The 17,555-nt window shown below is 54.9% G+C and carries 17 protein-coding genes; 10 read left to right on the top strand and 7 right to left on the bottom strand.

What is annotated here, in order from left to right; all coding sequences use genetic code 11:
- On the bottom strand, positions 1 to 256 hold a 256-nt coding region (locus BUB60_RS18525; protein WP_143162416.1), incomplete at its 3' end, for a transposase.
- A gap of 208 nt (positions 257 to 464) precedes the next feature.
- Between BUB60_RS18525 and BUB60_RS18520 the strand changes: the two genes are divergently transcribed.
- The 7 genes from BUB60_RS18520 to BUB60_RS18485 all read left to right on the top strand — a co-directional run bounded on the left by BUB60_RS18520 (position 465) and on the right by BUB60_RS18485 (position 8,590).
- Positions 465 to 2,018, top strand: a complete 1,554-nt coding sequence (locus BUB60_RS18520) for a 2-isopropylmalate synthase (protein WP_073082893.1) — start codon at positions 465 to 467, stop codon at positions 2,016 to 2,018.
- The gene (cimA, locus tag BUB60_RS18515) at positions 1,996 to 3,561 is read left to right on the top strand and encodes a citramalate synthase (protein ID WP_073082890.1); all 1,566 of its coding nucleotides are present in this window, start codon (positions 1,996 to 1,998) and stop codon (positions 3,559 to 3,561) included. The genes BUB60_RS18520 and cimA overlap by 23 nt, the downstream gene beginning before the upstream one ends.
- A 38-nt stretch (positions 3,562 to 3,599) precedes the next feature.
- Positions 3,600 to 4,853 (top strand): 3-isopropylmalate dehydratase large subunit, encoded by a 1,254-nt coding sequence (leuC, locus tag BUB60_RS18510; RefSeq protein ID WP_073082886.1) that lies wholly within the window; start codon positions 3,600 to 3,602, stop codon positions 4,851 to 4,853.
- Positions 4,854 to 4,870: 17 nt separating this feature from the next.
- Entirely contained in the window at positions 4,871 to 5,353 is a 483-nt protein-coding gene (locus tag BUB60_RS18505) for a 3-isopropylmalate dehydratase small subunit (protein WP_073082883.1), read from the top strand.
- Positions 5,350 to 6,423 carry a 3-isopropylmalate dehydrogenase gene (gene leuB / locus BUB60_RS18500; RefSeq protein WP_073082880.1) on the top strand — a complete coding sequence of 358 codons (1,074 nt, stop codon included), beginning with the start codon at positions 5,350 to 5,352 and terminating at the stop codon, positions 6,421 to 6,423. The genes BUB60_RS18505 and leuB overlap by 4 nt, the downstream gene beginning before the upstream one ends.
- Positions 6,424 to 6,708: 285 nt before the next feature.
- Positions 6,709 to 7,785 (top strand): DNA methyltransferase, encoded by a 1,077-nt coding sequence (locus BUB60_RS18495; protein WP_084726617.1) that lies wholly within the window; start codon positions 6,709 to 6,711, stop codon positions 7,783 to 7,785.
- On the top strand, positions 7,772 to 8,590 hold the full coding sequence (locus BUB60_RS18485) for a Dam family site-specific DNA-(adenine-N6)-methyltransferase (RefSeq protein WP_242941238.1): 819 nt from the start codon (positions 7,772 to 7,774) through the stop codon (positions 8,588 to 8,590). The genes BUB60_RS18495 and BUB60_RS18485 overlap by 14 nt, the downstream gene beginning before the upstream one ends.
- A gap of 3 nt (positions 8,591 to 8,593) precedes the next feature.
- Here the strand turns inward: BUB60_RS18485 and BUB60_RS18480 are convergent, their stop codons facing one another.
- Positions 8,594 to 10,618 (bottom strand): hypothetical protein, encoded by a 2,025-nt coding sequence (locus BUB60_RS18480; RefSeq protein ID WP_084726616.1) that lies wholly within the window; start codon positions 10,616 to 10,618, stop codon positions 8,594 to 8,596.
- A 373-nt stretch (positions 10,619 to 10,991) separates the two neighbouring features.
- On the opposite strand from BUB60_RS18480, the gene BUB60_RS18475 reads away from it, so the two are divergent.
- Positions 10,992 to 11,375, top strand: coding sequence for a NifB/NifX family molybdenum-iron cluster-binding protein (locus BUB60_RS18475; RefSeq protein WP_073082873.1), 384 nt, complete (start codon positions 10,992 to 10,994; stop codon positions 11,373 to 11,375).
- Positions 11,376 to 11,465: 90 nt separating this feature from the next.
- Here BUB60_RS18475 and BUB60_RS18470 read toward each other — a convergent pair whose 3' ends face one another.
- From BUB60_RS18470 to BUB60_RS18455, 4 genes are read right to left on the bottom strand one after another with little or no spacing between them, the layout of a single operon-like run.
- Positions 11,466 to 12,278, bottom strand: coding sequence for a DUF169 domain-containing protein (locus BUB60_RS18470; protein WP_073082870.1), 813 nt, complete (start codon positions 12,276 to 12,278; stop codon positions 11,466 to 11,468).
- A 4-nt stretch (positions 12,279 to 12,282) separates the two neighbouring features.
- Positions 12,283 to 12,705 (bottom strand): Fur family transcriptional regulator, encoded by a 423-nt coding sequence (locus BUB60_RS18465; RefSeq protein ID WP_073082866.1) that lies wholly within the window; start codon positions 12,703 to 12,705, stop codon positions 12,283 to 12,285.
- Between the two features lie 12 nt (positions 12,706 to 12,717).
- On the bottom strand, positions 12,718 to 13,530 hold the full coding sequence (locus tag BUB60_RS18460; protein WP_073082863.1) for a metal ABC transporter permease: 813 nt from the start codon (positions 13,528 to 13,530) through the stop codon (positions 12,718 to 12,720).
- Between the two features lie 2 nt (positions 13,531 to 13,532).
- Complete coding sequence (locus BUB60_RS18455) at positions 13,533 to 14,207, bottom strand: metal ABC transporter ATP-binding protein (RefSeq protein WP_073082859.1); 675 nt, start codon at positions 14,205 to 14,207, stop codon at positions 13,533 to 13,535.
- 115 nt (positions 14,208 to 14,322) lie between these two features.
- On the opposite strand from BUB60_RS18455, the gene BUB60_RS18450 reads away from it, so the two are divergent.
- Positions 14,323 to 15,228: a metal ABC transporter substrate-binding protein gene (locus BUB60_RS18450; RefSeq protein WP_073082855.1), complete on the top strand. Its 906-nt coding sequence runs from the start codon at positions 14,323 to 14,325 to the stop codon at positions 15,226 to 15,228.
- Positions 15,229 to 15,270: 42 nt separating this feature from the next.
- On the opposite strand, the gene BUB60_RS18445 is transcribed toward BUB60_RS18450, so the two are convergent.
- A complete protein-coding gene (locus BUB60_RS18445; RefSeq protein ID WP_073082850.1) occupies positions 15,271 to 16,653 on the bottom strand; it encodes a radical SAM protein in 1,383 nt (460 codons plus the stop codon).
- Positions 16,654 to 16,891: 238 nt separating this feature from the next.
- Between BUB60_RS18445 and BUB60_RS18440 the strand changes: the two genes are divergently transcribed.
- Positions 16,892 to 17,377, top strand: a complete 486-nt coding sequence (locus tag BUB60_RS18440; protein ID WP_073082846.1) for a MarR family transcriptional regulator — start codon at positions 16,892 to 16,894, stop codon at positions 17,375 to 17,377.
- Positions 17,378 to 17,555: the final 178 nt, after the last annotated feature.

Here is a 17,555-nt window from a genome sequence, read left to right as displayed (position 1 = left end):
CGGCTTTTTTTAAGATGGAGACCTCTTCCTCTAGCTCTCGGATACGTCTCTGTGCTTTCGCCAAATCCTCTTCGTCAGGCTTCATATGGCCTGTTCCAGGAAAGGCGTTTTCCGGATCGGTTTTGTACTGTTCCGCCCATTTATATATTGTGTTGGAATGCAGGCCCAGCTCCGCCGCCAGGCTCCGCGCCGTCCTATGGCCGTCCAGAAACGATTGCGCTATTTCTTTCTTGAATTCTGCATCGAATTTCTTCATGTTGGACACCTCTTTTGTCTGATATTATATCAGCCATTTCTCGTGTCCGCATGAGCCAGTACGGCGCATACGCCTGATGTGCGGTGTATCTCTCCTTCCGTCACGGCGTTCCGCCGTGCCACCTCCCTCGTCCGAGGGAGGCAGAGAAGAACCGTTTAAGACACAAAAATATTTTTTTATCCTAACGAAAGGAGGATGCTTTAAGAAGATGGAACACACGATTCGATTTTTTGACACCACGCTGCGGGACGGCGAGCAGTCGCCCGGCTGCAGCATGGACCTGAGCGAAAAACTGGAGGTGGCGCGGCAGCTTGAAAGGCTGAAGGTTGATGTGATCGAGGCCGGCTTTGCGATCTCCTCCCCCGGCGACTTTGAGTCTGTCAGCAGGATCGCCAGGGAGATCAAGGACTGCACCGTGGCGTCCCTGGCGCGGACGAACGAAAAGGATATCGACGCGGCGTACGACGCGGTGAAGCACGCCGCTTCCCCGCTTATTCACACGTTCATCTCCACGTCGCCCGTGCACATGCAGTACGTGATGAAAATGACGCCGGAGCAGGTTTTGGAAAAAACGGCGGCCATGGTGAAATACGCCGCGAAAAAGTGCCCGGCCGTGGAGTTTTCCGCCCAGGACGCCACGCGGAGCGACTGGGACTTTCTCGTAAAGGTCTTTAACGCCGCCATTTCGAACGGGGCGACCGTCATCAATGTCCCCGACACCGTCGGCTATACGACACAGGAGGAGATGGCGCAGCTTATCCGGTATCTGAGAGCGCACGTGAACGACATCGATAAAGCGGCGATATCCGTCCACTGCCATAATGACCTGGGCATGGCCGTCGCCAACTCGCTGGCCGCCGTCGGCGCGGGCGCCACGCAGGTGGAATGCACGATCAACGGCATCGGCGAGCGCGCGGGCAACGCCGCGCTGGAAGAGCTCGCCATGGCGCTGCGCACGCGGAAGGATTACTTTAAGGTGTCCTCCCGGATCGATACGACGCAGATTTACAGGGCCAGCAAGCTCATTTACAGCATTATCGGCGTGCAGGCGCCGCTGAACAAGGCCGTCGTCGGCGCCAGCGCCTTCGCCCATGAGTCGGGCATCCATCAGCACGGCGTCCTGTCCGAGCGGACGACGTATGAGATCATGTCGCCGGAGTCCATCGGGCTGCCGAAAAACAAGCTGGTGCTGGGCAAGCACAGCGGCCGCCACGCCTTCGTCGACCGAATTACAAGCCTCGGTTACACGCTGACCGAGGCCGAGATCAACAAATATTTCGAAGAATTCAAAAAGCTGGCCGATAAAAAGAAAACCGTCAGCGACGACGATATCGAGGCGCTCATCACGAGCGAGCTCGCCGCCCGGGAGAGCTTCTACAAGCTCAGCCGCTTTGACGTTTTCACCTCAAACGCCTCCCGCGGCACCTGCGTGATGAGCCTGGAGGCCGGCGGCGAAATCCTGGAGGACGTGGCGCTGGGCGACGGACCCATCGACGCGGCGTACAACGCCATCGACAAGCTCGTCGACGTGCCGGCCCACACGCTGGAGGATTACGCCATCCGCTCCGTCTCGGACGGAAAGGACGCGCTGGGCGAGGTCATCGTCAAGCTCAGAACCGGCAACGCGGTGGTCACCGGCCGGGGCCTGTCCACAAATATCATTGAATCGAGTATTCTCGCCTATTTGAACGGCGTGAACAAGGTATTGGAAAGGAGAGATAAGACTTGTGAAACTGGAGATGTTCGACACAACACTCCGTGACGGGGCGCAGACGGAAGGCGTATCGTTTTCCGTCTCCGACAAGCTGGCCGTCGTCAGGACCTTGGATGAATTCGGTGTCCGCTATATTGAAGCCGGGAATCCGGGCTCGAACCCCAAGGATATGGAATTCTTCAAAACCGCCGCCGGGCTCAAGCTGAAAAACGCCCGGCTCGTGGCGTTCGGCAGCACGAAGCGCAAGAACATCGCCGTCCGGGACGACGCTAACGTGATGTCTCTCCTTGACGCGGGCACCGCCGCCGTGGCCGTCTTCGGCAAGTCCTGGGACCTGCACGCCACGGAAATCCTGAATACGACGCTGGAGGAGAACCTGAACTGCGTCCGCGAGACGGTGAAGTTCTTCAAGGACAACGGCAAGGAGGTCATCTTCGACGCCGAGCATTTCTTTGACGGCTATAAAAACAACCCCGCGTACGCCATGCTGGTTCTTGAGGCCGCCAAGGGCGGCGGGGCGGACGTCCTGGTCCTGTGCGACACCAACGGCGGGACGCTGCCCATGCAGGTCTACGCCGTCGTCAAAACCGTGGTGGAAGCGTTTCCGGGCATGCGCGTGGGCATCCACTGCCACAACGACTCCGGCTGCGCCGTGGCCAGCTCCATGATGGCCGTGGAGGCCGGCGGGTGCCATGTGCAGGGGACGTTTATGGGCATCGGCGAGCGCTGCGGCAACGCCGACCTGACCGTCATCATCCCGAACCTGCAGCTCAAGGGCGGATACGAATGCATCGCCGGCAATCTTGAAACGCTCTGCGAAACGGAGATCAAAATCGCGGAGATCGCCAACCTGACGGTGCCCAGCAACAAGCCCTACGTGGGCGAGAGCGCCTTTGCCCACAAGGGCGGCATGCACATCGACGGCGTCGACAAGCTATCCCGCTCGTTCGAGCACGTCGACCCGTCCCTCGTGGGCAACAGCAGGAAGTTCCTCCTGTCCGAGGTCTCAGGGAAAAAGGCGGTGCTTTTGAAGGTGGGGGACATCGCGCCGGAGCTCACCAAGGACAGCCCGGAGACGGCGATGATTCTCGAAAGGCTGAAGGAGCTGGAGCACGAGGGCTATCAGTTCGAGGCGGCCGACGCCAGCTTCGAGCTGCTGGTCAAAAAAGTCATCGGCCGGTTCCGGCCCCACTTCGAGCTCTCCATGTACAAGGCCAGCAGCGAATCCCCCGCGCCGGACGGCGAGATGAACTCCAACGCCATGATCAAGATCAAGGTGGACGGCTCCGCCGAAACGACGGCCGCCGTGGGCAACGGCCCGGTCAACGCGCTGGACGCGGCCCTCCGCAAGGCGCTCTGCGTGTTCTACCCCGTCCTGTCGGACGTCCACCTGATCGACTACAAGGTGCGTGTTCTGGAAACGGGCGACGCCACCGGCTCCCGGGTCCGCGTCCTCATCGAGAGTACCGACGGCCACCGCAAATGGATCACCGTCGGCGTCTCCACCGACATCATCGAGGCCAGCTTCGCGGCCCTTGTCGATTCGCTGGAATATAAGCTCTGCACAGTGGAGGCCGCCGCCACGGTGTAAATAGGGGCGGACCTCATCAACAGGAAGGAGAACCAACTATGGGAATGACAATGACTCAAAAAATCCTGGCGGCCCATTGCGGCGAGAAAAGCGTCGAGGCCGGCCAGATCATCATGGCGGACCTGGACCTGGTGCTGGGCAACGATATCACTACGCCGGTCGCCATCAACGAGTTCAACAAGGCCGGCTGCGACTGCGTCTACAACAAAAACAAGGTCGTTTTCGTCATGGACCACTTCGTACCGAACAAGGACATCAAGGCTGCCGAGCAGTCCAAGCAGATTCGGGAGTTTGCCCGGGACAAGGGCGTCGTCAACTTCTTCGACGTGGGCACCATGGGCGTTGAGCACGCGCTTCTGCCCGAAAAGGGCATGGTCGTCTCCGGCGATCTCGTCATCGGCGCGGACAGTCATACCTGCACCTACGGCGCCCTGGGCGCGTTTTCCACCGGCGTCGGCTCCACCGATATGGCGGCCGGCATGGCCACCGGCAAGGTCTGGCTCAAGGTCCCGCCGGCCATCAAATTCAATCTCACCGGTGCGCTGCCCAAAAACGTCGGCGGCAAGGACGTCATCCTGCACATCCTCGGCCTGATCGGCGTGGACGGCGCGCTGTACAAATCCATGGAGTTCACCGGCGACGGGGTCAAAAGCCTGTCCATGAGCGACAGGCTGTGCATCGCCAACATGGCCATCGAGGGCGGCGCGAAAAACGGCATTTTCCCCGTCGACGGCGTGACGGTCGCGTATCTGAAGGGCCGCACGGACCGCAAGCCGGTGGTTTACGAGGCCGACCCGGACGCCGAGTACGAGCGGATCATCGACATCGACCTTGCCAAGATCCGGCAGACGGTGGCATTCCCCCACCTGCCGGAAAACGCCAGGACGTTTGACGACATCCCCGATATCCCCATTGACCAGGTCGTCATCGGCTCCTGCACCAACGGACGCCTGGAGGACCTCATCGTGGCGGCCGGCATCCTCAAGGGTAAAAAGATCGCCGACGGCGTCCGCTGCATCGTCCTCCCCGCAACGCAGCAGATTTACCTGGACGCCATGGAGATGGGCCTTTTAAAGACCTTTATCGACGCCGGCTGCGCGGTTTCCACGCCCACCTGCGGGCCGTGCCTGGGCGGACATATGGGCATCCTCGCCAAGGGCGAGCGCTGCGTTGCCACAACGAACCGCAACTTCGTCGGACGCATGGGACACCCCGAGAGCGAAGTATACCTGGCCAGCCCCGCCGTCGCGGCGGCCTCGGCCCTCGCCGGCAAAATTGCCCCGGCGGAATAAGAGAGGAGGACGATATTATGAAACTGACAGGAGACGTCATCCGCTACGGTGACAACGTCGACACCGACGTCATCATTCCGGCGCGGTATCTGAATACCTCCAGCGCCAAGGAGCTGGCCTCCCACTGCATGGAGGACCTGGACAAAACCTTCGTAGCGCGTGTCAAACCCGGCGACATCATCGCCGCGGGGGCAAACTTCGGCTGCGGGTCTTCCCGCGAGCACGCGCCGCTGGCCATAAAGGAATCCGGCGTCGGCGCCGTGGTGGCCAAAAGCTTCGCCCGTATCTTCTACAGGAACGCCATCAACATCGGCCTGCCCATTATCGAGTGCGACGCCGATATCGCCGAGGGGGACAAGGTGGAGATCGATTTTGATAACGGCGAGCTCCACAACCTGACGAAGAACACCGTGACGAAATTCGCCCCCTTCCCGCCGTTTTTGCAGAGCATCATCGCCGCCGGGGGACTCCTGAATTCGATCAAGGGGGCCGCTCAATGAATTACAACATCGCTGTCATCGAGGGCGACGGGATCGGGCCCGAGGTGGTGAACGCCGCCATCGAGGTGCTGAACACCGTCGGCAAGAAATACAAGTTCAGCTTCGTCTTTAAAAAGGTCAGCGCGGGCGGCAACGCCATCGACCGTTTCGGCACGCCGCTGCCGAAGGAGTCGGTCCAGACGTGCCTGGAGTCCAACAGCGTCCTTCTGGGCGCCGTCGGCGGGCCGAAATGGGATATCCTCCCCGGCCATCTACGCCCGGAAAAGGCGCTCCTCGGCATCCGCAAGGAGCTGGAGCTGTACGCCAACCTCCGCCCAGCGCGCCTCCTGCCGGAGCTGAAGGACGCCTGCCCGCTCCGGAAGGAGGTCGCCGACGCCGGCTTTGACATGATCGTCGTCCGCGAGCTCACCGGCGGGATGTACTTCGGCGAGAGCGGCCGGCGGGACGGCAAATACGGCCCCGAGGCCTACGACACCGAGTGCTACAGCGCCCTCGAGGTCGAGCGCATCGGCGTCACAGCCTTTGAGCTGGCGCGGTCCCGCGGCAAAAAGCTCATCAGCATCGACAAGGCCAACGTCCTGGAGAGCTCCCGGCTGTGGCGCGAGGTCATGCACCGCCTGGCCGGCAAATATCCCGACGTCGAGCTTTCCGACATGCTCGTGGACAACGCCGCCATGCAGCTGGTGAAAAACCCGAAGCAGTTTGACGTGGTTGTGACGAGCAACATATTCGGCGACATTCTCACAGACGAAGCCTCGCAGATCACCGGCTCCATCGGCCTTCTGCCATCGGCCTCCCTGGGCGAGACAAAGCGCGGCATGTACGAGCCGATCCACGGCTCCGCCCCCGACATCGCCGGACAGGACAAGGCAAACCCCATCGCCACGGTCCTCTCGGCGGCCATGATGTTGCGCCTGTCCCTCGGCCAGGAGGACGCGGCCCGGGACGTGGAGGACGCCGTCTCCCGCGTCCTCGCCAAGGGTCTGCGTACCGCCGATATCGCCGCGCCCGGCGACGATATCCTCCCCTGCAGCACCATGACGAAGGCGATATTGAATGCGCTGAAATAAGCCCGCTGCTAATAAAATCCCTTTTTTAGGGGGCGGGAGACAGGAATTAAGCAAAAAAGTCAAATGTGACAGCCTTCAAGCGGGCAAAGAAACAGCACCATCGGATATGCCGGTGGTGCTTTCTTTTTGGTAGAGAACGGCGGGATTTAACTGGGTAAAATATGTCTGATTATATCTGCCCCGAACGGCTTGATAGTAAAATTATATAATCTTTTAGTAAAATTATATTTACCATTTCGCCTGATGATGTTATAATTTAGTAAGAAACTTTTAGGAGATATGCATATGAATGAATTACCCATTAACCTTATCATAAACGGAGACTGCATGCAAGGCATGCACGATTTGCCGGACAATTGTGTTGATATTATTATTGCCGATCCCCCGTACAATCTTTCCAAAGGCGGAAACTGGCAGTGGGATAACAGCGTTGTGCTTGCTGGTATGGGCGGCAATTGGAATAAGGTTATGGAAGACTGGGACAACATGTCTCTGGGTGATTACTTTCAATTTACATATCAATGGTTATCTGAAGCAAGACGTATTTTAAAGCCAACCGGCTCAATGTGGATATTTGGCACATATCACAACATTGGCATCATCAATGTAGCCTGCCAGCTTATTGGAATTGAAATAATCAACGAAGTGATTTGGTATAAGCGGAACGCTTTCCCCAACCTATCGGGACGCAGGCTTACAGCAAGTCATGAAACCGTTCTCTGGTGCAATAAAGGTGGTAAAAGACGCGAGTATTACTTTGACTATGAATTCTCCAAAAACGGTGCTTTTAATGGCGATCTATTAAAAGCAACCGGTAAACAAATGAGAACGGTTTGGGATATACCGAACAATAAAGATAAAGAAGAACTTAAGCATGGTAAGCATCCTACGCAAAAGCCGTTACGTATACTGCAGAGAATGATTAGACTATCCTCACACGAAGGTGATATTATGCTGACGCCGTTTTCAGGCTCCGGAAGCGAATGTGTTGCTGCGAAGATCACCGGCAGAAAATATATCGGATTTGAAACAGATGCAGAATATTGTAAACTCGCAGAGGCGCGTCTTGCGGACTGTAGAATCTTAGAAAATCAAATAACCCTTTTCGACTTGAACGGAGAATGTTCACATGAAAAGTATATTGCAGATGAGAAACTCATACGAAAAGCCATGATTGATAAGGGCATTAAATCAATCGCAGAATTGGCGCGGGTATCCGGGGTTTCAAAAACAAAAATACATAGTTATTTCGGGGGTGATACCCCTATAGCAACAACCTTTGTCCGCTTGTGTTCTTTTCTCCAGATAGATCCAAATGCGGCAATCATTATTAGAGGAGAAGAACAAGGTGCGCAAAAATAACACAAAATTGACCCCTGCAATAAAATGGAGTGGGAGCAAAAGGAGCCAGGTATCTACAATATTGCGGTATGTCCCAACATTCAATAGATATTACGAGCCGTTCGTTGGCGGAGGTTCGGTTCTATATGCTGCAGCTCCCAGCTCCGGAGTTTGCGGAGATATATGCGAGCCCTTGATTCAATTCTGGAATACCGTTAAATCATCTCCTGTACAGCTTGCCGACAGCTACGCTGAACGGTGGGAGCAGCTTCAGAAAGAGGGATATCAAACTTATTATGTTATTAGAGACCGCTTTAACGCCACACCAAATGCTGAAGACTTACTATTTCTTTCAAGAACTTGTGTCAATGGGCTGATTCGTTTTAATAAAAACGGTGAATTCAATAATTCCTTACATCACACGCGAAAAGGAATAGTTCCTCATTCTCTAAAACAAATACTCTTAGACTGGTCAAGCCATATCCAGGGCATGTCCTTCATATGCGGGGATTACCGTGAAACAACCGAATCCATCACAAAAAATGATTTCATTTATCTTGACCCACCGTACTTCAATACAAGGGGAAGATATTATGGAACAATAGATTATGAGCCTTTTCTGGAATATCTCGCTATGCTCAACGCAAAGAAAATCAAATTTGCCCTGTCATTTGACGGAAGCCGCGGCGATAAAAGCTATTTGGTTGATTTGCCGAAGGAGCTATATAAGCAACATATTTTCATTCAGTCAGGAAACGCAAGCTTCAAAAAAGTCATGGATGGAAAGGCAGAGCAAGTAACCGAATCGTTATACCTTAATTTTTAGACCTCAAAGAACATTAATTATTGTTTCGCCGGCGTCTTTTAAGCCATTGATTATGTAGTCTTTAATGGCATTTCCTTTATCTGTATTGCTGAAGACACGAAGGTTCCACTTACCCGCCGTTGTGTCCGGCTGCAATACGAATACCATGTCGCATTGGCACCTTGTGAATATTTCACTTGGTGACGTAATTTCATCTGAGATATATGCTCCTGCAGATACCATGTTAAAATAATCTTCGTTAATTGCAGCGTTGGAAATTTCCCATGAGCCCCCCTCCGCTCTCTCGACGCTGGCCGTAAATGAGAATAGATATTGCAAATATGCTTTAAGGTGTATTCCGACACTGTTCTCCAAATCAATCTTTCTATCTTTAGATTCAATAATTAACAATGTTGGCTTGTTGTTTATCCCGAATAGTTCGATAACGTGGTCGGGTCGTTTGCTGTCTGTACTGACTCTTGGCAACGAAAGCCACCTGTATTCCTTTCCATCAAGCACGACAGACATTCCGCTCCAGTCGCCGCCGGGAGGATTACACAGCCCTTCAAAACAACCTCTTGGAATCATATGCCTGAAAAGTGAATGAATCACGGTGTCAACATCATCTTCGTGATATGAGTTCGGCGTTACGGGGATTGTTGGGAGCTGATAGTTTCCGTTTGGCTTTTGTTCCGTATACGTTTTCTTTATTGGGGCGTTGTAAATAATTCGTTCTGCATGACCAGCTCTTCCAGGAAGTAGTGGTACATCAAGTACGAAATAATCACTCAGTGCCATAAAGACTCGCCAAAAACCACTGCGGCGCGCTAACTCGGCTGGCTTTTTACATAAATAATCAAAATTTGTTTTCAGCAGCGGTCCATATATAAATGTCATAATTTCTGCGTTTTCGGATGAAAGCATGGCAACTAACGGTAAGATTCCTCTATCCGGCCGGTTATCGTCTCCACGGGGCTTGAAGCCTTTTACCATACAAATAACAAGAGGAGCGTGTCCATCTGCGATTTTTAATGATATTTCTTCATCCGCACCGTATAGCTTTGTTATTTCAGTCGCAAAAGCTTTTCGTTTGTTTGGAGGAATGAGGCCAAACGGCAGATCCTTAGAACCCATTCCGACACTTAAAGCCTTAACAATTTCTAAAAACTCTCTGCTCTTTCCGGCAGCTGATTTTTCTGCGATGCTCTTTATGAATTTGAAGCGGTGCGTATCAATAGAATGACTGATAACAGTTGCTTTTGTCTCATAAACCGCTTGCCAATCTTTACTGTCAAAAGAACTGCTTCTCTTGTTCTCCTTGGAAAGCCATTCCACCATAAGTGCATTTTTGTTTAACAACTGTTTTTCGAGAGCAGATGTGTTTTTAGAGAGCATTTTAAGGATCATGTATTCCGAAAGCTCTTTAACTGCAAAGATAGTTTCATCAAAGTCCCTAAGTTTCCTATCATATGCCGGCTGAAACTCTTCCGCTTTAACATAGGCTTGGACAATAAAATTATCTGTATATTTAGAAAAACTTATGTAGCTATATGGGACAGCTGCATTGGGGAAACGGAGAGCCTTCCGTTTACGGGTTGAAGTGTCCAACTCATATTTTACGAAATCAATGATGTATATATATGGACAACCGGCTCTTCCAACGGAATAAGCACGGCCACTTCTTTGCCACGCCTGGTTACCCGCTTGTAAAGCGCTGCAAAATTCCACAGCATACAAAACCGTCTCGTTTTTACCGTCGACCTTAGTTATTATAGCGTCGGGGGTTTCGTCCAAGAAACTCCCGTTTTTCTTCAGTGCATCAAAAATATTGTTTTCCCAACGATTCCTGTTTGATTTATTGAACCCCGGAAAAAGCTCAATACACCAATCATATTTTACGGAATGATGTTCAAAGCTTAACCTAACCCTTGGACATGCCAAGGACGAAAAGTCTCTATTGCATGAAATTATATTCATTCCATCTTTCAAATAATTGAGTATGCGTTCACACTCAACGATATTATCGCCGTGTATCCGGAAATATTCCACAATCCTCACCTCATTTTAGAGAAAAATAACAGTCAAATTATTCTATCACAAAGGTATACCAACCACAATAAAGTGATAAATCAGCGCCCATGCGCCGATATTTTACAATCAAGCGCCTTAGCTTTTTCCACCAAGCCCCGATATATATTTTCTCCGCCAGTCATGGTATGATAATCCCGTGGTTTATATTCGAATACGGAGGTCGGCGTCATGGCATTTTCGGGGGCGTTTCTTGAGCTGCTGTTCGGCAAGGTGTATTGACCGGGGCGGCCATGGTTGTCCAACCGGGGACGCCGGAGTCACGAAAGCCTGTTGCAGTCCCGCGCGTTTTATGGGATAATCAGGACAATTTATTGCTTTGGGGGTTACCTTTATGCTGATTGCCGTCAGCGCGGACGGGCAGCGCCTGTCCAGCGCGGTTTCTCAAAATTTTGAATCCTGCCGTTTTCTCCTGTTTGTGGAGACGGACACCATGTCCTACGAGGCCATCGAGCACGGCGGCGACGCGGCGGCGCTCGCCGATAAAATCGTCGGCCGGGACTGCGAGGCCGTTATCACCGGCGCCTTCACGCCGGAAATCTTCAACACCATCGCCAACGCCTGCGTCACCCGGTACAGCGGCGCCGGGCTGACCGTCGCCGAGGCGCTGGACCGCATGGACAAGAATACGCTGGAGTATATCCGGTTCGCGGATAAGGACGACGCCTGCCACGGCGACCACGGGGGCGGCGAATGCAACTGCGGCGAGGAAGAATAGAGCCGCGCTGTAGGACACGAAAGAGGACAGGCACATGACGTGCTTGCCCTCTTTAATTCTATGCGCGGGATAGAACGCGGCCATTTTTTTCTATCTCTTCCAGATTTCGCCCGTGTCGAGCCCCCACCGGCGGAAGAGATCGTCATAAAACTGCGGGCGGGGAAAATCCGTTTTCATCTCCATGTGGAGCTGCCGGTAGCCGAAGCCGCGCTCCGACAGGAGCGTGAGCCCAGCCACCAGGTCGCCGAGCTTTCCGGCCGGAACGGACAGGATCATTTCGTCCTCGTCGGTGAGGCCGCGCTCGTATTCTCCGGGATCGGGCACGGTGATCTTGTATTGCCCGTCCTTAAGGAGCGGTATCGTGGAGTGGACGCAGGAATCGACGGCGTCAAGCGCGCAGTGCAAAAGCTCCCCGGACTTATACTTGACGGACATGAGGGCGCTGCGGAGCTGGGCCGGCTTTAAGTACACAAGAACCATATCGGGTATGAAGTTCGCGCCGTCCAGCGGCGCCAGCGCCAGGCCGATGTTGCTGCCCTCGTCAAGGCGGGGATAAGAGCTTTTGAAAAAAGCCCTGGCCTTATCCGGGTTTTCAATAAAATTGCCCGTAACGGCCCTGTCGTAATACGCGGCGCCCTCGTTGAATTCGACGAGGCCGAAGCCGATGAGGGGCCAAACGCACCAGTGGTCCTCCCTGAGCAGCACAAGGCTTTTCCTCTCCCGGCGCACCATGCCGTACGCCTGGCACAGGGCCAGATGCTCGCCCAGGTCCCGTTTGGGACGGAGTGCGCCGGGCGGGATATCTCCCTCCGTTTTCAGGAGCTTCAACGCAATGGGCGCGTAACGTAGGATCAGGAGCTCCTGGAGCTCCCGGCCAAGTCTGTTGAAGTCCGCAGCTGTCATACGCTCACTCCTTTGACGATTTATTGCGCTTATCGCAGTCCTTACAGTAGCCGTACATCTCGATGCGGTGGCCCAGGACGCGGAAGTCGTCGGAAATTTTCGGTTCAAAGCCGGTCATCGGGCAGTCCTGGATCGGCACGATCTTGTGGCAGTCGACGCAGACGGCGTAGTGGCGGTGGTCGTGGCGGCGCAACTCGTAGTACGCCATGTCGCCGTCGAGAACGGGCGTTTTTGTCACAAGGCCCTTTTCCGTAAAGAGCTCGAGTATCCTGTAGACCGTCGAGAGCCAGACGGCCTGCCCGTCCTTCTCGATCTGCGCGTAGATGTCCGGCGCCGAGAGCGGCGCTTCGGCGCTTTCCAGGATTTTAACGACAGCGTCGCGCTGCTTTGTCTTTTTCAGTCCCTCGGGCCATACTATTTCAGGCACAACACGTCACCTCTATACTTTAGACGTCGCCTTTATTCTAACACATTTTTTCGCGAGAATCACCACAATCAGCACGGCCACCGACACGAGCGCCGTAAAGCCGCCCGGCGCGACGCCCAGGTAATAGGACAGGACAAGGCCGAGCATGATATCCACGACGCTGAAAACGACGGAGAAAACCAGCGTGGTCTTGAAGCCCTTTTCTAGCTGGAGCGCGGCGGCCACCGGCAGGGCGATCATCGAGCTGATGACCAGGACCCCGACGATCCGGATGGTGACGGAGACCGCCGAGGCCACGAGCACGGAAAAGATATAGTTGAGCAGCCGGACCCGGACGCCCGCGATCCTGGCGGCCTCCTCGTCGTAGGCGATGTAAACGAGCTGGTGGTAGAGCGCGATGAGCGCCAGCACCGATATGACGCTGAGGATCATCACCAGGACCGTGTCGGACACCGTCACGGTCAGGACGCTGCCGAACAGAAATGCGTCGGCGTTCGTGTGCAGGCGCCCGGAGCTGATGATAGTGATCGCTGTGCCGACGCTGAGCGCCAGCACAATGGATAAAATAAGGTCGGTATTCTTTTTGAAATAGCCCCGCAGAAACTCGATCAGCGCGCCGCTGATGGAGGTAAAGACGAAGGCCCCCAACACGGGGTTCTGGTTGCAGGCAAGGCTGATGGTGATGCCCGCCAGGGAGGCGTGGGAGAGCGTGTCGCCGATCATGGAATAGCGCCGCAGGACGAGAAAAATGCCGATGCTCGGCGCCAGCACCGCGATGAAGATCGACACGAGAAACGCGTTTTGCATAAAGCCGTAGCTGAGCACCCTTATTCCTCCCTTCCGTCCAGGCCGATGCCCGTAAACTCCGCTGCGAACTGCGCCGGGGTGCAGATGTGCCCGTGGCCGACGTCCAGGTGGTATATCAGCGTGGAATTCGATATGGCGGCCACAAGATTGTGCTCCACGGACACGATGGTCATGCCCTTTTCCTTGTTGAGCTTTTTGATGATCGAGTAAATCTCCTTCTGGCTGTGGACGTCCACACCCGTTGACGGCTCGTCCAGCACCAAAAGCTCCGGGTCGCCCATCAGCGCCCGGGCGATCATCACCTTCTGGCTCTGCCCGCCGGAAAGCGTGCCCATCAGCGCTCCGGAATAGTCCGAGAGCCCGACCTGGCGGAGGCTGTCATCGATCACGTCCCGGTTTTTGAGCTTCAGCAGATGCCTGTACGAATCGAGCATCTCGCGCACCGTGATCGGAAAGCCGGAGTGGGCCGCGTCGCTCCTCTGCGGGACGTAGCCGATCCGGCCGGCCGTGGTTTCAATGCGCCCGCTTGTGGGCTTCAAAAGCTTCAGTATCAGCCGGATCAGCGTCGACTTCCCGCTGCCGTTGTCACCGACCACCGAGACGTATTCGCCGTCCTTCAGCTCGAGATTTACACCCCCGAGGATGTACGGCGCCGCGCCGGTATAGGAAAAATAAAGGTTTTCCGCTTTGATCATAAAGTCACACCCGTATTAGTTGTTCGATTTGCTTGACAATTTATTCCCGTAACGCCTATAATTATAAACGCAAATGCGAATTATTTGCAAGTAGAAATTTTACAAGGTGGCCGCCATGCTGAAAAAAATCCTCGCCCTGCTCCTCGCCGCCGCTGTTATCCTGCCGGCCGCGTCCTGCGCGCGGAAAGCGCCCTCCGAGGACGGCGGCAAAATCAGAGTGTCCGTGTCGTTTGACGCGCTCAGGGAATTCGCCGCCGCCGTCGGCGGGGACAAGGTCGCCGTTTCCGTCATCATCCCCGACGGGACGGAGCCACACGACTTTGAGCCGAAAGCTCAGGACCTCACCGCGCTGAGCACGGCGGACATTCTTATTCTCAACGGGCTCGGCATGGAGAGCTGGGCGGATAACGCCGTCAAGGCGGCGGGCAACGCCGTGCTCATTACCGTCGACGCCTCCGCCGGCATCCAGCCGATCACCGCGGCGGACGCGGAAGCGGCTTCCGAGCACGGCCAGTACGATCCCCACATCTGGCTGAGCCTCAAGTGCGCCGAAACCGAGGTTCAGAACATCCGCGACGCCCTCGTCCGGGCCGATCCCGGGAATAAGACCTATTATCAGGCAAACAGCGACGATTACGTCGCGGCGCTGGAGCAGCTCTACGGCGCGTATGCCGCCAAATTCGCCGCCGTCACGAACAGGAATTTCGTCACCGGCCACGCGGCGTTCGCCTACCTCTGCCGTGATTTCGGGCTGAGCCAGAACAGCGTTGAGGACGTCTTCGCCGAGGGCGAGCCCAGCGCGAAACAGATGGCGGCCCTCATCGACTATTGCCGGGCAAACCATGTGACGACGGTCTTCAGCGAGGCCCTTCTGAGCACCGACGTGGCCGACACCCTCGCCCGCGAGACCGGCGCCAGTGTCAGGGCAATCAACACCATCGAAAGCAGCGAGGACGGCAAAACGTATCTCCAGCGGATGGAGGAAAATTTAAGCGTCATCTACGAAAGCCTGTCCGCCTGACATAAGCGAAAACCGGAGACAATGTATGTCTCCGGTCTTTATTTATTCCCCCGCCGCTTTGGGGGGCGGCGCCGCGCAGGCGGCGCAGCTCTGGCAGCCTTGCTTTTCCCGCCAGATGCCGGCGGCGGTCCGGGCCCAGGAGGCGGCCGTGTCGCCGCATTTCGCGCAGAGCTGATGAACGTCCTCGGCGTGGAGGAAATCCGTCGAGCGCGCGCCGGAGGCGTCCACCATGGCGGCCAGCCTTTCGGGATTGTCCAGCAGCGGGCATGGGCGCAGGAGATTTTCATTAAAGGGCTGATTGCGGCAGTATTCCATGAACAGCGGAGACTTGAGCGCGTCCAGGAGCGACGTGTCGCGGATATTTCTGTCGGCGTAGTGGACAAACGCGCAGGGCTCGATGTCTCCGGCGGCATTGATGTGCAGATACTTCCTGCCGCCGGCGATACAGCCGTTCACCAGCTCCCCGTCGTTCCAGAAATCCAGCGGCGCCAGGGGCAGGCTCCGCCGGAACAGGCCGATCTGGCGATACATAAACGCGCGCTGCTCCGCCGTCACCATGAGCTCGGGCACCGCGTCGGCCCCCACCGGGATATAAGTAAAGAACCAGGCAAATTTCACCCCCAGCTTCACAAGCTCGGTAAAAAACGCCTCGCTGCCGATCGTTTCCGTATTCCGGCGCGTGTAGCAGCAGGACGCGCCGAAAAGCAGCTTCTTCTCCCGCAGCAGGTCCATCGCGCTCACGACGGCTTTGTATGTCCCCGCGCCGCGCCGGGCATCCGTTTCCTCCTCGAAGCCCTCGATGCTGAGGATGGGAATAAAGTTTTTGACCCGCAGCATTTCCGCGGCAAACGCCTCGTTGATGAGCGTCCCGTTTGTAAACGCGGCAAACAGGCAGTCGCCGTGCTTTTCGCAGAGCCGGATGATATCGTCCTTCCGCAGGAGCGGCTCGCCGCCCGAAAACAGGAACAAACGGACGCCGAGCTCCTTGCCCTGCCTGACGATATCGTCGAGCGTGTCAAGGCTGAGCGAGAGATTGTGTCCGTATTCGGCGGCCCAACAGCCTGTACAATGGAGATTGCACGCAGAGGTCGGGTCCATGAGCAAGGCCATGGGGATGTTGCAGCCATGCTCTTTTCTCAGATTTATCTGCCTTTCCCAGTTGACAACCAGATTGTTGACGACAAAATTATTAAAAAAAGCTTTCCTCACGCCGGGGTCGATATCGTCCCAGAGGCTGAGAAGGAGCCTGTACCAGTTGTCTTTTTCCTCGACGGCGCGCCGCACGGCGACGCGCTTCTTGAGGTGCAGGTTCTTTTTGTCGTACTTGTCGACCCATCGCAGCAGCTTCGGGATGTTTTTTTCCGGATTCTTATTCAGGTACGCGTAGGCCGCCTTCAGGCCCGCCGCGCCGATCGTTCTGTTCATGCTGTCCGCCTCCAATCGCTTCATCGGTTCTGTCGTCTGTCAATAGAATACGTTGCGGCATGTCGAAATAGTACTGCTGATTGTACAAGACCGCCAGCCGGTCCTCGGCATATTGGAAAAATTACGGCGCATGGTGTTCTCGTGTCTCCCGTTGGGGAAAACCCGCCATAAAATTGTTGAAACAGAAACAAAAATTGGCTATAATATCGTTAATGCTCAACGGACGGGAGGACTGGCCATGAACAGAGAAGAACAGCTTTTATCTGGTTTAACGAACTTATACAAAAAGATAGTTTTGCTCCATAAGTATAAGATGAAAGACACGCTTAAGGGGTATAAGTCTTCCGAGGTGGATTGCATCGAACACATCGGAAGAAATGCCGATTCCAACGTGACAAAGCTTGCGGAGACCCTTTATATGACGCGGGGCGCCATAAGTAAAATAACGAAGAAGCTCATAAAAAAGGGCATGATCGAAAGCTACCAGAAGCCGGAGAACAAGAAAGAAATCTATTTTAAGCTTACCGGGCAGGGGGAATCCATTCACAAAATCCACGAGGCGCTGCACCAAGAGTTCCGGGAGCGGGATAAAGCCGTATTCGAGCAGGTAACCGAGGAGCAATTTAACATCCTTCTGAGCTTCGTGGAAAAGTATTGCAGGCATTTGGATGCGGAAATAAAGAAGCAAGGCCCGGCTATAACGAATCGAAACGATTATGAATAATGGGGTTATCAAAAAGTACCCTGTAGGTGGCTGTATCAAAACGCCGGAGCACCGGCGCATGATACAGCCGCACTTTATTGTTGACGCAGAAACAATAAAGTGATAGGATATTTATGTTGCCAAGGAAACATAAATGCTCTTTTCCGAGAGGGGAATTACAAATGAACACACAAAATAA

Source organism: Sporobacter termitidis DSM 10068 (assembly GCF_900130065.1).
Taxonomy (GTDB): domain Bacteria; phylum Bacillota; class Clostridia; order Oscillospirales; family Oscillospiraceae; genus Sporobacter; species Sporobacter termitidis.
This window is presented reverse-complemented; position numbering and strand designations above follow the sequence as displayed.

Excerpts from the sequence above, each read along its gene's own strand:
- BUB60_RS18520 (WP_073082893.1), top strand. The coding sequence starts at position 465 with ATGGAACACACGATTCGATTTTTTGACACCACGCTGCGGGACGGCGAG.
- cimA (WP_073082890.1), top strand. The coding sequence starts at position 1,996 with ATGTTCGACACAACACTCCGTGACGGGGCGCAGACGGAAGGCGTATCG.
- leuC (WP_073082886.1), top strand. The coding sequence starts at position 3,600 with ATGGGAATGACAATGACTCAAAAAATCCTGGCGGCCCATTGCGGCGAG.
- BUB60_RS18505 (WP_073082883.1), top strand. The coding sequence starts at position 4,871 with ATGAAACTGACAGGAGACGTCATCCGCTACGGTGACAACGTCGACACC.
- leuB (WP_073082880.1), top strand. The coding sequence starts at position 5,350 with ATGAATTACAACATCGCTGTCATCGAGGGCGACGGGATCGGGCCCGAG.
- BUB60_RS18495 (WP_084726617.1), top strand. The coding sequence starts at position 6,709 with ATGAATGAATTACCCATTAACCTTATCATAAACGGAGACTGCATGCAA.
- BUB60_RS18475 (WP_073082873.1), top strand. The coding sequence starts at position 10,992 with ATGCTGATTGCCGTCAGCGCGGACGGGCAGCGCCTGTCCAGCGCGGTT.
- BUB60_RS18470 (WP_073082870.1), bottom strand. The coding sequence starts at position 12,278 with ATGACAGCTGCGGACTTCAACAGACTTGGCCGGGAGCTCCAGGAGCTC.
- BUB60_RS18455 (WP_073082859.1), bottom strand. The coding sequence starts at position 14,207 with ATGATCAAAGCGGAAAACCTTTATTTTTCCTATACCGGCGCGGCGCCG.
- BUB60_RS18450 (WP_073082855.1), top strand. The coding sequence starts at position 14,323 with ATGCTGAAAAAAATCCTCGCCCTGCTCCTCGCCGCCGCTGTTATCCTG.
- BUB60_RS18445 (WP_073082850.1), bottom strand. The coding sequence starts at position 16,653 with ATGAACAGAACGATCGGCGCGGCGGGCCTGAAGGCGGCCTACGCGTAC.
- BUB60_RS18440 (WP_073082846.1), top strand. The coding sequence starts at position 16,892 with ATGAACAGAGAAGAACAGCTTTTATCTGGTTTAACGAACTTATACAAA.